Source organism: Paraburkholderia sediminicola, assembly GCF_046026855.1.
GTDB classification, from domain to species: Bacteria; Pseudomonadota; Gammaproteobacteria; order Burkholderiales; family Burkholderiaceae; genus Paraburkholderia; species Paraburkholderia sediminicola_A.
The window spans coordinates 63,353-77,699 of sequence record NZ_JAQQET010000028.1; the positions used below are offsets into that span (position 1 = coordinate 63,353).

Below are 14,347 nucleotides of genomic sequence, written 5' to 3' on the forward strand. Positions count from 1 at the left end.
GACGTTGATAGTTGCTCGACAAAAGAAGAGAGTTCCGACTATCGGCGGGCTGAAGCTTGATGTTTAACTCAAAGAGGTATCCACGATGGCAAGCCAGTCGAGTTCGCGCGCTTGTAGCGATCTAAATATAGGCGAGTCTGTTTTTCGATTCGTCGATCTTCCCGGTCTGCTCGGCCTCGACAATCCGAGAGTGCCTTTCGTCCTTCGCATTCTGTTGGAAAATGCCGTCCGGCACGGGACTGTTGCCGAAGGAGAAACGGCGGTCGCGCGTATTCGTGACTGGCTGAAGTCGTCTTCCAGCGACTCGACCATCGAGTTTCGTCCCGCAAGAATTCTGATGGAAGATACGACCAGCACGCCTGCATTCGTTGATGTTGCTGCGATGCGCGACGTAGTTTTGGCGGCTGGAGGGGATCCAAGAGCGTTAAACCCAATCGTGCCGATTGACGCTTCAATGGACCACTCCCTCACGGTTGAGCATTTCGCGACGCGAAACGCGGCTCGATTGAACCTCCGACGCGAACTGGAGCGCAATCGAGAGCGGTATGCATTCCTTCGATGGGCATCGGAAGAGCTGGGTGGTGTGCGTATCCACCCACCGGGCACGGGTATCATGCACACGCTTAACCTGGAGCAACTAACGACGGTTGTTCGCAAGGTGTCCTACGATTCAGGGACTTGGGCTATTCCGGATACTGTGATTGGAACGGATAGCCATACCCCTCTAATAAACGGCGTGGGTGTTCTGGGCTGGGGTGTTGGTGGACTGGAGGCTCAGGCGATAATGTTTGGGTCGCCAATCATCTTGCGCATTCCGAACGTCGTCGGTGTTCGGCTGTCGGGTAGTTTGCGTGCGGGGATTCTCGCAACAGACTTGGCCCTGGAAGTAACCCATCGGCTTCGGGCCGCGGGCATCTCGGGGGAGTTTGTGGAGTTCTTTGGCTCTGGTGTTCCAACCCTGAGCGTTGGTGAGCGCTGCGTTGTGGCCAGCATGGCGCCCGAGTACGGCGCGACGACGGGTTATTTTCCAGTCGATGAGCGTACCCTGTCCTATCTACAGGGAGTGGGTCGATCGTCTGAGAATACCGAGTTGGTTCGAAGGTACATGCAGACGTCAGGCCTATGGTTTGACCCAAAGGTCGAGCCGCAGTACACCCAGGTGGTTGATATTGGTCTGGATTCGATCCGTCGTCGAATCGCTGGTCCAAGGCGACCGCAGGATTCGGTGGAGATCGGCGGGATTCCTGCGGCATTGGCTGAAGCGGGTCACGCTCCCGTTGGCGTGGACAGGGATCTGCCAAGATACCCGGTTGCTATAGCGGCAATTACGAGTTGTACCAACACTACCGACCCAGCTCTCCTGATCGCTGCCGGCCTCGTGGCGAGGAAGGCACGTGAGTATGGCCTACAGATGAACGGTTGGACTAAGACGTCCCTCGGACCGGGATCGCCGGCAGCAGCATCTTATCTTGCGCGATCAGGGTTAGCGGAGGACCTCTCTGCTCTCGGGTTTGACATTGTTGGATTTGGGTGCACAACCTGCATTGGAAACTCCGGTCCGCTGACGGAACAAGTCCGTGCCGCACATGCCGCAAAGACTGTGGAACCTGTCGCCGTTTTATCCGGCAATAGAAACTTTCCCGGGAGGGTTCATCCAGATCTGAACCTCTCGTTCATCATGTCGCCGCCACTCGTGGTAGCTTTTGCCCTAAGCGGGGACGCAGAGATCGATTTTGAGCAGACGCCCGTACAGATTTCGCCGAGCGGTGTACCCGTCTATCTACACGATCTCTGGCCAAAGCCTGAGGAGATCGCGGAGTATGTCAAGAAAGGAGTGAATGCGGCTGATTTTGGCGCGGCATTCGCAAAGGCTACTGAGGACTCGATCTGGAACGAGATTGAGGCTCAGAGCGGTCCGGTTTTCCCGTGGAATGCCGAGTCCACTGTGCTGCGCCGGCCTCCCTATGTTACGCGGGAGAATACGGTTCGTCTTGGACGTTATGTTGCTTATCCACTGATGGTTTTGGGAGATGACGTTACGACGGACCACATTGCACCGGGTAGCGCGATTCCGCCGGCGAGCAGCGCCGCCGATTTTCTTTCCGCTCGTGGTGAGCGCCGCGATGATCTGGGAGCTTTCTCTTCGCGACGGGGTAACTGGGAGGTCATGGTCCGCGCAACGTTTTACAATAGGTCGCTTCGGAACTTAATGATGCCGGACATTCCAGTTGGAAACACCGTACATGTCCCCACTCGCCGGATAACTCCTATCCCGGAGGCGGCTGAGAGCTATCGGCGCGACGGACACAATGTCGTACTTGTTGCGGGTGCTCGATACGGAACTGGCTCATCCCGCGATTGGGCCGCGAAGGGCCCTTGGCTTCTCGGCGTCCGTGCCGTGCTGGCCGTCAGCATTGAACGAATCCACCGCTCCAACCTGATCGGAATGGGAATTTTGCCGCTTCTACTACCCGGAAATGCGCATCCGAACGTCTTGATGCTGCACGTAGGAGACCAACTAGAGATCAATTCAGTACCTGACGCAATTCATCCACGTTGTCCAGTGCTTGTTCGAGTGCTTCGGGCGACTGGCGAGGTCGAAGAGATCGAGGCCATCGCGGCGATCGAAACAGAAGCTGAATGTGAACTGTTGAAAAGCGGAGGGATCATTCCTTCCATTTTGCGTCGACACTTGACCACCAGTGCGCGGCAGGACTAGAACTCTCCGAGAGAGGGCAGGGTGGACAGGTAGCGGCATACCTCGGATCTGCCTCGCGCATCTATGAGATATTTAGCGAGATCGGCATATCGTGTGCTCTTGGGTTGCCGATTACGAGATTGTGGCACCCGCCCGGTGTAGTGGGAATTGAAGTGATGGAGCACGGCACTGATCGGCGCTTCCGGGAAAAGATGTCATACGGGAAATCCCGGGAGTGGTAGTAGTCGAGGCGGATGCCTCCCACGGCGCTGCCTATGTGCTCCAGGTCTATGACTTGAACGTAAAAGTGATCGAGAAGTTGCAGCGGACGGGTGAACGAAAACAGACATCAATCGCTTTGTTGTCTGACTCTCTGGCTTCAATTCCTTTGGGCGCCGCGAGTACACGATGACCGCGCAACCTCCGTAAATTATAAGGGAGACACCATGCCACCGCAGAGACGCTGTGTGCTTTGGACCGCCTCCGCATTGTTCAGTTCTCGGCCGATGGTTTGGGGAGTCGCGTCTACGGCGCCGTCCTGTTTTGATCGAGGTAATTCACGTCAATCCTTACCTGTTGCTGCGGGTGGATCAGGAGGCTCTGGCGCCGTTACAATCACGATCGATCCCATGTTGGGATCGTTTGGAGTTTATTTGAGAAGTCGCAACAACCTTGCGCCAAATGAACGAGCGAAGAGATCAGTTCACTCCCGCGATTGGTCTTATACATGGCGACGTATCGTATGGGCGGCAGCGGGGGGCTCACGTCAAGTATAGTGAGGAATCCAGCCTGCACTAGATGCTGGAAAGCCGAAGCAGGCAGGTATGTTATCCCGAGTCCTGACACCGCGAAGCTGACCAGCGCAACAATGCTATTGCTTGTGAGTCGCTTGACGGGGACAAAACCTACGGATTTGAACCAACGGTCATAGATGAGTCCGGGGCCGGATCTATTCGCGAGTAACGGTTGGTCACTGAGATCCTTGAGTGCCAGAGGTCTGTCGGTATCGATCAGGCCGGGCTTGCACATCCACAGGTTGTGTGTCTCTCCGACGAGTTCAGATACGAACCGAGGTTCGTTGTACGCTTCGGGAATAATCACGAGATCTACCTCGTCGGCCAACATTTTCTCTCGAAGGTTTAAACTGGCGTCCACGTCGGGCTCAACAACAACCCTTGGATAGCGCTCTTGAATCGCTGCGGTGAAGCGAGGAAGCCATGTCATCGCCGTGAGTTCGGTTACCCCTAGACGAACAGTTCTACTAATCGAAGAGGAGTCGCAGACTTTTGACGCTGCCTCGTCGCGCAGCTCAAGCAGCTGCTGCGCATAGCGAACCAGTTCGTCGCCTTTTTCGGTCAACCGGGAAGAGCGCTCGGTCCGATCAAACAGCTCCACGCCCAACTGCGACTCAAGCTCCTGAATGCGTTTGGAAACTGCGGATTGCGCGGTGTGGAGCTTTAGGGCGGCAGGATGATAGCCACCGAGTTTCACAACCCAGTAGAGCGCTTCAAGTTGCTTGAAGGTCATCATGTTCGTTTCCCGCCTAAAAGTGCATCAAAAGTAGTGATCAGTATAGATCGAATTTTATCGCTTTTTTGAATTTGTCGAGTGCCCTACACTGAAAGCGTGGATGTCTCTGCGTCTAATTGTTGCCAGACGCTGTCTGGCCAATAGATCTTGGTTTTAATTTTATTATTTAAGAAGAAATCTGGAGAAATCCATTAATAGAATCATTATTTTCAACAATTCTGGGAAATCGATGATTTGCGATTTGCAAAATAGTGCTCAGTGATTTGTGGTGGCTGTAATCAAGACGTTTAAAGTCGGCAACAATTCAACTAATCCATCATTTGACATCGTGCATCCGGAAAACAGACTCGCTGGAGTTGGGATTCAGCTACCCGAGGCGTTGGCCCCGACAGGGAACTACGTGCCGTTTCGTCTTTACGATCGCATATTGTATTTATCTGGTCACGGTCCGCGACTAGCTGATAACACATATATGTGCGGACAACTTAGCGAACTGGAGCATGTTGCGCCAGGATACGCAGCAGCTCGGCTAACAGCGTTGAATATGTTGGCGACGATAAAGCTTGCCGTCGGGGACCTTGCCAATGTAGAGAGCGTATTAAAGGTATTTGGGATGGTCAACACCACCCCGGATTTTGCATATCACCCTCAGGTTATCAACGGGTTTTCTGACGTTTTCGTCGAGGCCTTTGGTGACGTCGGCCGCCATGCCAGATCCGCGATTGGAATGGCTTCGTTGCCTCACGGAATGACGGTGGAAATTGAGGCTATTTTGCTGGTCAAGCGCTAGGTTTCGTTCGCCTATGATTTGCCGTCCGGTCCTCGGTTAAAGACCTGTGGTATGTGTTCGCAGCTATCTTCTGTCTATGCCGGCTTAGGTCGTTGACGGCGCCGCAGAAAGCGGCGCACGTCTCTGCCAATAACGATTCAATTAAAACCGGTGGACAATACCCACACCTGCTGCAAACAGGCTCCGAGATGAGGAGGGCGTCGAGTTGAAGCCGTCGCCAATGGTCGCGGTAGCGTTGATGATGCTTGCCGCCCCACCTGTGCCAAGGGTCTTGCCGCCAGCACGTGTATATGCCTCTAATGCATAAAGACCCGTTCGCTTGGACAGAGAGTAGTATTCCGTGAGGTTAAATTGCTGGTATTGCGCACTACTCGTGATTCCGTTGGCCTTGGTTGCGCGTGTATAAGTGTATCCAGCGGCAAAATCCCATGCGGACGCTGCTTTCCAGTGCAGGACGACACCTCCGGTATTGAAGATTGCTTCGTCGTGGAACTTCGAGGCAATGCCCGGAATATATTGAACATTTGTATAAACCGCTCTGATATCAAGAGCATTACTAAATACGTAGCTCGCCCCAATCGCGAAACGCTGCTGAGCCTGCGCTGTCTGATAACCGTTCGTTAACGCGGATACTCCCGCTTGTGCACCTGCATTTGAAGTTGTCGAATCCGCACCGAAAGCGCCACCTCCGAGTGCTGAATTGTTAATCCGGGAGATACCAACACCGGCACTGAACGGACCCCGCGCGTATTGAAGTGCTGCACTCCATGTTGACCCGCGGTTCACACTGCCGGCGACGCCACCAAGTGAATAGGACCCGCTCGCGGTTAGACCGTAGAGCGTTGGAGACGTGTAGAGAATCGTATTGTTTGCTCGATAGCTTGTATCCAGTTCGTCTATGTCTCCTGGGTGTGCACCATAGTAACCCGAGAGCCACTGAGTTGGACCGAATGGGGACAGCAACTGGTAGTACGATTCATACTGGCGTCCCGCGGTTAGCGATCCATACGTTTCGTTGGTTATGCCGACGAAGGCCTGCCGACTGAACATTAGTCCACTGGTTGACTGGGCACCTGTCCCACTGTTGAATCCCTCCTCCAAGGTAAAGATCGCCTTGGTGCCGCCGCCAAGGTCTTCGGCACCTTTGAACCCGAACCGATTGCCTTGCCAGACGCCGTTGGACATTTTCACTGCCGATCCACCGCCGGAAGTCGAGCCGAGCGTCGCTTGACTAGATTGATAGCTAACTCCAGCGTCGACGATACCGTAGAGTGTCACGCTCGTTTGTGCTGACGCAACGGAGCTCGCTGCCAATGCAAGGCCAGATAATGTTAGGTTTCCTAAAACAAAAGTCCTCTTCATCGCTGTTCCCTTTTTTCTTTGGTCGAATGTTACGTATGTATGTTCCGATGCACTTCTCTGAAGCATCAAGTTTTCAATCAAAGCCGGTTTTTTTAAAAATATAGATTTGTACTCCTAAGTAAATAAACGATTAATAAATTTAGAATAATTGATCTTTCCACCAACGTCTTCAGGTACCTGCTGCCCGACACCCAGCAATTTCGTCAGACGTGAAGACTTCCTCTCTTTCGATCTGCGCGCCTCATTGACCGATCTGACGGATAATCGTTGAAAAATCTCTCCGTCAAGGAACGGCTGTTGAGCGGGCCTTACTCGGGAGCAACGCGTGCGCAAAATTTGGCTTCCGGGTTCCCTGCTTTGATGCGGCGTCTACAGGCAATATGCGGACAGGCCGGCGCTGTCTTGGAGTTGACCTGGCCGTTCTGGAAAAAACGAGAACGATCCCCTCGGGATGCGGATTGTGCAGAACGGTGTTGCCGAGAACATCTAAACTACGCTCTTACGACCTGGGAATCGGCCACGCGGGCGTCGGCGTCGAATGATGCTTGAGCTGACTATGTCCCTCACACAGGACTCCCGTCGCTCGCTGAGCAATGAACGTTCAGCGGCTTGAGGAAAATAGTCTCAAACTAGTTACGTCGCGGCGGAGGCAACTGCGGCGTCAGTTTGGCCAGAATCGTCCAATGATTTCCGGACAAATCCGGTGCGCTTCATTTCCTCAATGAACTCTGTGAGATACAGATGCGCGGCACCGCGGCCAGTCGGTACTCCCATTGCTTGGTGGATAGTGGTAAAGCTGTCGGACAGAACTCTGAAACCAGCGTGAGACTGCGAGAATGTCTGCAAGGGTTGGCGCACACCGGCTGCTGCATCAAGTTGTTGCTCTGCGAATGCAGCGATTGCACTCGCCGACGTTGTCGACCGAACCAAGGTCGCGCTTTTCAGTGCGCGCGAGAGGAACAGATCGTAAGCTGCTCCACCTCCTACAGCAATTCTTACGCCGTTGGCGTCTAAATCCTGAACGCTGTGGTAGCTACTTCCCTGCCTTACGATATATGTTCCTTCGATATTGACGTATGGCGGCGTGAACGCGATTTCGGTTGCTCTCAACGGGTCGATTGCCAAGAAACAGACGTCGATTTTTGCTTGCGCAACTGCATCGAAAACCTTACCAGCGGAATCGAAATAGTTAAACTCCACGGGAAGGTCTAACCTATCCGACACGATGCGCGCAAGATCTACGGAAACTCCTTTTGGCTCTGACGTAACCGGATCACGTTGGGCCAAGACAACGTTACCGAAGTTTATAGCGACACGTAGTTTTCCCGTGGGAGCTATGCTGCCCTTCACCTCGTTAAGTGCCATGCTTCCTCCAACGCGATTTTTCAGAGCGTCGGTATAGTGAATCCGATGCGCTCGCCCGCAGCGATACTGATAAGGCTGTCAACAACGACTTTACTTTGCATCTGGCACCGGGACCTGATCAAGGATCTGGCACATGTCTTCGGCTGTTTCGAAAAGATGCGTCTCCATTTGTGCTGCCGCGCCGTCGAAATCCCGAGCGGCGATTGATGCCATGATCCGGGTATGGTGCACTTGACTTGTTTCAACTTGCCGTGCGTATGCCTCGCTCAATGCCTCGTCCGCATCAACAAAGGTCCGTAACGATGCCCGTGCATAGAGGATGAGTCGACGTAGAGTCTCCAGCAGGGTCAATAGATAGGTGTTGCCGCAAAGCTGTGTAAGCCGTTCGTGAAATTCAGAATGAAGTGCGAATACTGAACTGTAATCCTTACTCTCAAGGCAACCGACAGTCTCGTCAACGAGCGCCTGAAGTTTGGTAGCTTCTCTAGGCGTGATGCGACCCGCGAGGTCTCGAATTGCGAGCGCTTCCAGTGCAGCGCGACAGCGATACAGGGCTCGTAGATCGTTTGAGCCGATACGCTTAAGGACATAGCGACCGTTGCTCAACGCCTCCAGCATGCCGTCTTTTTGCAGCTTGCGAAGGGCTTCTCGCACGGGCGTTCGGCTGACGTTAAGCTTTTCCGCCCATTCGATATCTCTCAGGCGCGTGCCCGCGGTGATTTCCAAGTTCAAAATCTTTTGCCACAGGATTTCGTAGATCTGGTCATATAGCGGATCCGGACGAACTACATCGGCCGCCAGTCCTTGCGTGGCGCCAGGCTCCGCTCGTACGGGTCTGCGGCGCTGTAGCGCCGGCGTCGGAAGCAAGGCTGATGACTTTTCTTTTCCCATGGTATTGGTCTGCCGCCTTCTTGACGACGGCTAATTTAGTGCTTTGGATGGATGTGAGCCGTTTCGACTGAGGGACCGCAGAAGGCTGCCGTGGTCAGAGATCACAGGGCCGAGGCCGAGTGTGTCATAGGCCAACCAAGCTGTTGCTTGCGTGGCGGAGTACACAGGAATGCCTAGGTCCTGTTCAAGCATTTCCACCACTTCGAGTGCGCGCACCTGTGTGCACGCAATGAATACGGCCGAGGTGTCACCGCTGACAGTTTCTTTAACCTTGCGATAAACATCCTCCGGCTGAATCTTAGCATGGTCGAACATGTCGAGCATGTCGAAGGTCCCGAGGTTTGCGACCGAGACCCCATGGTGAGCCAGAAACTCCTTAAGGCGTTCATTTGTCAGGGAAACGTAGGGAGTTACCACGTCTATGCGCTTGTGGCCGTTGCGGATAACACATTCGGCCATTGCGCCGGCAGTTGTAATCACCGGAGCTTTCGCGATCTCCGCGAGCTCGTCACAAATTCTTTGATTCCACTCCGGACCTTCGAAAAAGCTGCCCGATGTGCAACCATAAACGACAATATCCGGCTCGGTATTAGCGAGCGACGCAGCTGCTACGCGTGCTTCCTTTTCCATGTTTCGAAGTTCTTCCGGAGTCCCCAGTCTCCCTCCGTTGATACGCGCTGTATGCACGGAAACACCCTTGGGCGCCAAGCCCCAAAACTCAGTTTCCATACTTGTGTTGATCGACGGCACCATGAGGCCGATTCGTGCTCTCCATCCGTACATCAGATTTCCTCCGGTTGGTTGAGGGATTTGGGAAGCGCTTTACGTGCTTGCGGCAAGTGCGATCCCTTCGGTCAAATACTAGGATTCCGAATCCCAAATGTCAATTGAACAAAATACGCATCTCGTTGGCGGTCTTCTCCACGCCGAAGGCCGCAACACTCTGATTTCATGGCTCTGCCCGCGCCATTCCATCCGGGCAGCTAGCCGCCGTTGCAATGATTTGGATTTCTACTGGTGCATTTGAAGGGAGCGAGCTAACGCCCACAGAACACCTCGGTCCGACGCCTGCCGTCCCCAGTTTTCGTTTGAAAAAGGCCGACGCCAGGTCAGCGATGCGAGAGTGGGATTCAAAACCTTCTCGGGCATTCAGAAAAACAGTCAAGCTGACAAGCGCGCTAATAGTTTCGGCCTCCTTCAGCTGGCTGGTCACTGCGGATAGGGCATTCTCGGCCGCGAGATCGACCGCTTCTCTTACCGAATCCAGACCTTCTAGTTGATCGACTTTTCCGTGAAACGCCAGTACGCCATTGCGTCGCGGCGTCATTCCGGCGGTGAAGATCAAATCGCCGTGGCGTATCGCGGACTTGTATTCTCCCTGTGGCACGGGAGCGAGCTGGATGGTGGTCATGCTTGGTATCGTGAAGTCATCTCGACAATGCGGCGGGCGGCTGCCGCCGCGGCAACGGGATCCTGTGAGAAGTTCAGGCGGATGCTGTCGGCGGTATGGGGCGAGAATTCGCTTCCAGGCGTGACAATAACGTCGGCCTGAAGTCGCAAAAGGCGAACAAAGTCAAGCGTACTAACCCGTAGGGCGGGTAGCTGGGGCAAGAGATAGCTCCCTGCTTGAGGCTTACGGACATTGAGGCATGCCTCCCGGAAGATCCTGAGCAGGTCATCTCGAATGGATTCGTGCAGCCTGATTCTTTCGGCCATCCAACCCATCGGCTCGTTGAACCACGTGCGCAGTACTGCCTGACAGTATCCGGGAGCGCGTAGTGAGACGATTGCCTGCAGCTTTTCCATTCGGTTGATGATATGTTTCGAGCCGAATGCAACGCCGAGACGGTAACCACTTAGCGATTCGGTCTTTGACGGGCCCATGATGGTTACCACCTGTTCACCGTCGACGTCCTGCGCCCGCAGATGAGTGTATTCAGCGTCAGAATACAGAAGTCGCGAATACAGTTGATCCACGATGACTGTCGCTCCGTACTCGCCAGCCAACTGGGCGATTTCATGAATTTCTTCCGACGAATATACAGCGCCTGTGGGATTGTTCGGGTTCGAAAATACCAGCACCTTTGCTCCAGCTTCGAAAGCCGCGCGTAGCTGTTCAACATCAAACCCGGCTCGACCCTCACTGCTGAAGTAGTCAAGCTGTACAGGAAGGATCCTGCCGCCAAGGAATTCGACGATTTTCCGGTTGGCGAAGTAATCGGGCTGGACGATCGCGACTTTGTCATCCGCAGCGATCACTGAAGCCATGGCCAAGAAGAGCGCGCCTTGAGTTCCCGGGGTGATAATGAGCCCGTCTTGAGACGAAACCGAACCACCTGTAAATGCGGCAAGTCTCGCTGCCACATGGTCCCGAATATTGGCAGACCCGCGGTACTCGGTGTAAGCCTGACTTCCGCCGGCTTCGACACCTTCCTCGAACATCTCTAAAGCCCCGGGAGTTGGCCAAAAGGCATCAACATCGCCATGCGAGAAGTCAACGAATGTTCCGTCAATGGGTTCCCCAATCGTCAGCCGAGAAAAGTCGACAACCGTCGAGCGGATCTCCTGGCCAGGGGCGTTATCTGTTCCTAATGCCTTGAACTTGCTTTCGATCGATGCCATAGATTGTCTGTATATTGTCGGGTTTTCAGGGAAAGTGAGGTTTTCGCGAATGTCGTCTAACCTGGCTCTCGGCTAGAGCACCTGCTCGAGAAATGCCTTCGTTCGGGAGTTCTGGGGGGCCTTGAAGAAATCCACTGGAGAACCGGACTCGACGATTCGTCCGCCATCGGTAAAATGAATCGTGTCGGCAATCTCGCGTGCAAACCGCATCTCGTGGGTGACCATCACGCAGGTCATCCCTTCCTCTGCCAGTTCACGAATTGTCGAGAGTACTTCCTTAACGGTCTCTGGATCTAGCGCAGCCGTAACTTCATCAAACAGCATGATGTCCGGGTTCATTGCAAGGGATCTGGCAATCGCCACGCGTTGCTGTTGGCCGCCAGACAGTTCTCCCGGATGACTGTTCTCCTTGCCTTCGAGTTTTACCTTTTTCAGCAGATGGCGTGCACGCGCTTCAACTTGCGCTCGGTCTTCTTTCAGGACATGGATCGGTGCCATCATCACGTTCTGAAGTACGGTCCAGTGCGGAAACAGGTTGTACTGCTGGAAAACCATTCCGACCTTTCGACGTAGAGCTAGCTTGTCGACGTGAGGGCTGTTGACTTGGATGCCTTCGACGTTGATCGAGCCTTTGTCGACTGAAACAAGGCCGTTGATACAGCGCAGCAGCGTGGATTTTCCCGAACCGGAAGGACCGATAAGGCACGCGACTTCGCCGCAAAACACCTGCATCGAAACTCCGGATAGCACGGAATTCCGTCCGAACGACTTATGAACATCGTCGATGCTGACAATGTTACTGGCAGAACTATTACGCATTTGCAGCCCGCTAGGTTTGATAGTCATATCGACGCTCGAGTCGAGTAGTCCAAGCCGAAATAGGGTAGGTGTAGAGAAAGAAAATAGCCAAAAGAAACAGATAAAATGGCGTTAGCATGTCCGGGCCGGACGAAGCGATCGCGCTGCGGGTCATACCCAATGCCTCTTGGACTCCCAGAACTGCGGCGAGTGGCGTCGACATGATCAGCACGGCGTAAGTATTCATCCACGGCGGAAGCATGCGTTTTGCACACTGCGGCAGGATGACGCGCCACAGCGTGTCGCGACGTGAGAATCCCAACGCCTCAGCTGCTTCCCACTGAGTGGATGGAATTGAGTTGAGTCCCCCGCGAACAATCTCTGACACGTATGCCATCTTGGAGAGTGCGAGACCAAACACCGCTTTTACCCAGCCGTCGAGAGGAATGACCGTCGAACCAACCTTGATCTCGAAAGGGATCAAATACATGCAGAAGAACAACAGGACCAGCGTGGGTGCGTTGCGGAAAAGCTCGGTGAAAAGCCCAGCCGCGCGCCGGACGCGCGGGCCTCCAGTGACCTGGGCTATCCCAAGGAAAGCGCCTGCCGCCGTACCGAAAATTACCGCAAGAAAGCTCATTAGAAGATTTAATGCGAAGCCCTTCAAGATTAGGGGGCTCCATCTAATCAGCGTTTCCAGTGTAGATGTCAGGTTCATGTCACAGTTCCACCGCCGTGAAAGCCGGGAATACGAAGGTATACCTCGAGCTTGCGCAAAGAAAAAACCATCAAACCGATAATCGCAAGATAGAACACCAGAAGAACGGTCATCATCTCAGCGACGTTGAAATGATCACTCCAGATTTCGGAGGAAACGTAGGTTATTTCGGGTACGGCGATGGCGTACGCAAGCGAGGTAGCTTTAACAAGACTAACGAGATTGTTTCCGAGTGCGGGTAAGCTAACTCGAAACGCAAGGGGAAGAAACACGTGCCGGAGTATTTGCAGGCGGCGATATCCCAGTGCTTCCGCAGCCTGAATAGTCTGAGCCGGTACGGCTTCAAGGCCGGCTCGAAAGATTTCAATATTGAAGCTACCATAGTAAAATGAAAGGGAAATGGTGGCCCAAAAAAAGTTTGAAAACTGGAATACGTGGCCATCTGACTCGTGAAACCGTAACGCGCCCCCTAATACAAAGAAGAAGAAAAACATTTGCACAACGGGAGGAGTGTTTCGAAACAGTGCAACATAGGCACGCGCTAGCCGATTGGTTAGCCGAAATGGCGACGCCTGCAACGCGGCTCCGATTATTCCGATCACAATCGAAAGAAGTATGCATAGCACCGACAGTTCGATCGTCAGTGCTGCCCCTTCCAGAAAACGTGTTCGGTCAAACGCATCGTAGAATATGGACAGGTTTACACCGGTCGTATTGGCAAGCCGCTCGAATGCCGACGAGATTATTCCGTCACTCATTGGAGGCCGCCTCTTTCTTGCCCGGCATCTCGGCCGGGGGGAACGCCGTTACCTTCCAGGCTGTGTAGAACCCTGCGAGCTTGCCATCCTTGAGCCACTCGGTCAGGGTCGAGGACAAAAACTTTCCGAGTGTCTGGGCGCTGTCGCCCTTCCTGACACCAATGGCATGACGCTGCTCGAATTGACTCGGCAAAGGCATCTCGTAGTCTTTCCACTCAGAATTACGGAGCGTCATTGCGATGACACCGTCGTTGTGAACGAATGCTACGCAATTTCCGCCGCGCAGGGCTGCAAGCGCCTCGTCTATTGTCGGAAACGTCATGGTCGTGGTGCCGTATGTTTGCTCGACCCACTTGTTGAAAGTGCTACCTTGTTGCCCACACAACGTCAAACCCTTGAGCTGCGTCCATTGAGTGAAATGTTTATCTTTACGGGCGAGGATGTTGGTACCGTTCGACGAATAGTACGGTTGTATCATGTCGATGGGCCCTCGTCGCTCCGGGGTGTCGGCGAGCGTCGCAACAAGCAGATCCACCTTACCTTGCTGAAGAAACTGGATTCGATTTGCGCTTGTGACGATAACAGGCTCAAATTTCACGTGCAGCTGCTCGGCTAGTGCACGGCTAAGGTCAATTTCGGCGCCTTTTAGCTGGCCGTTGGAATCGAGAAAACCATAGGGAACGGAGTCTGCCTTGACGCCAACTCGCATGGTTCCGCGGGCTTGAATGTCCTCCAGAGTGCCTGCGTATGTCGCTCCGCCATACAATGCGACGATAGAGGCGATGAGCACTCTTTGGATAATCTTTCGCATGCTG

Annotated in this window: 13 protein-coding genes; 2 read left to right on the top strand and 11 right to left on the bottom strand. The window is 53.9% G+C overall.

All coding sequences use genetic code 11. The features are described from left to right. The first annotated feature begins 85 nt into the window (after window positions 1–85). The gene (locus PQR40_RS27295) at window positions 86–2,719 is read left to right on the top strand and encodes an aconitate hydratase AcnA (RefSeq protein ID WP_408510234.1); all 2,634 of its coding nucleotides are present in this window, start codon (window positions 86–88) and stop codon (window positions 2,717–2,719) included. A 594-nt stretch (window positions 2,720–3,313) separates the two neighbouring features. Here the strand turns inward: PQR40_RS27295 and PQR40_RS27300 are convergent. After that, on the bottom strand, window positions 3,314–4,228 hold the full coding sequence (locus tag PQR40_RS27300; RefSeq protein WP_408392968.1) for a LysR family transcriptional regulator: 915 nt from the start codon (window positions 4,226–4,228) through the stop codon (window positions 3,314–3,316). Window positions 4,229–4,496: 268 nt separating this feature from the next. Between PQR40_RS27300 and PQR40_RS27305 the strand changes: the two genes are divergently transcribed. After that, window positions 4,497–5,018, top strand: a complete 522-nt coding sequence (locus tag PQR40_RS27305) for a RidA family protein (RefSeq protein WP_408392965.1) — start codon at window positions 4,497–4,499, stop codon at window positions 5,016–5,018. Between the two features lie 141 nt (window positions 5,019–5,159). On the opposite strand, the gene PQR40_RS27310 is transcribed toward PQR40_RS27305, so the two are convergent. The 10 genes from PQR40_RS27310 to PQR40_RS27355 form a co-directional block, all read right to left on the bottom strand. Next, the gene (locus PQR40_RS27310; protein WP_408393127.1) at window positions 5,160–6,380 is read right to left on the bottom strand and encodes a porin; all 1,221 of its coding nucleotides are present in this window, start codon (window positions 6,378–6,380) and stop codon (window positions 5,160–5,162) included. Window positions 6,381–7,013: 633 nt separating this feature from the next. After that, the gene (locus PQR40_RS27315) at window positions 7,014–7,745 is read right to left on the bottom strand and encodes an ABC transporter substrate-binding protein (RefSeq protein ID WP_408392962.1); all 732 of its coding nucleotides are present in this window, start codon (window positions 7,743–7,745) and stop codon (window positions 7,014–7,016) included. Between the two features lie 90 nt (window positions 7,746–7,835). Continuing rightward, complete coding sequence (locus tag PQR40_RS27320; protein ID WP_408392959.1) at window positions 7,836–8,636, bottom strand: GntR family transcriptional regulator; 801 nt, start codon at window positions 8,634–8,636, stop codon at window positions 7,836–7,838. A gap of 30 nt (window positions 8,637–8,666) precedes the next feature. After that, a complete protein-coding gene (locus tag PQR40_RS27325; RefSeq protein ID WP_408392956.1) occupies window positions 8,667–9,389 on the bottom strand; it encodes a maleate cis-trans isomerase family protein in 723 nt (240 codons plus the stop codon). Window positions 9,390–9,585: 196 nt separating this feature from the next. Beyond that, window positions 9,586–10,047 (bottom strand): RidA family protein, encoded by a 462-nt coding sequence (locus tag PQR40_RS27330; RefSeq protein WP_408392953.1) that lies wholly within the window; start codon window positions 10,045–10,047, stop codon window positions 9,586–9,588. Next, window positions 10,044–11,258, bottom strand: a complete 1,215-nt coding sequence (locus tag PQR40_RS27335) for a pyridoxal phosphate-dependent aminotransferase (RefSeq protein ID WP_408392950.1) — start codon at window positions 11,256–11,258, stop codon at window positions 10,044–10,046. Before PQR40_RS27335 ends, PQR40_RS27330 begins: the two co-directional genes overlap by 4 nt. Window positions 11,259–11,330: 72 nt before the next feature. Continuing rightward, entirely contained in the window at window positions 11,331–12,104 is a 774-nt protein-coding gene (locus tag PQR40_RS27340) for an amino acid ABC transporter ATP-binding protein (RefSeq protein ID WP_408392948.1), read from the bottom strand. After that, window positions 12,088–12,774: an amino acid ABC transporter permease gene (locus PQR40_RS27345; protein WP_408392945.1), complete on the bottom strand. Its 687-nt coding sequence runs from the start codon at window positions 12,772–12,774 to the stop codon at window positions 12,088–12,090. The genes PQR40_RS27340 and PQR40_RS27345 overlap by 17 nt, the downstream gene beginning before the upstream one ends. Next, entirely contained in the window at window positions 12,771–13,532 is a 762-nt protein-coding gene (locus PQR40_RS27350; protein WP_408392942.1) for an amino acid ABC transporter permease, read from the bottom strand. Before PQR40_RS27350 ends, PQR40_RS27345 begins: the two co-directional genes overlap by 4 nt. Next, window positions 13,525–14,343 (bottom strand): transporter substrate-binding domain-containing protein, encoded by an 819-nt coding sequence (locus PQR40_RS27355; RefSeq protein WP_408392940.1) that lies wholly within the window; start codon window positions 14,341–14,343, stop codon window positions 13,525–13,527. The genes PQR40_RS27350 and PQR40_RS27355 overlap by 8 nt, the downstream gene beginning before the upstream one ends. Window positions 14,344–14,347: the final 4 nt, after the last annotated feature.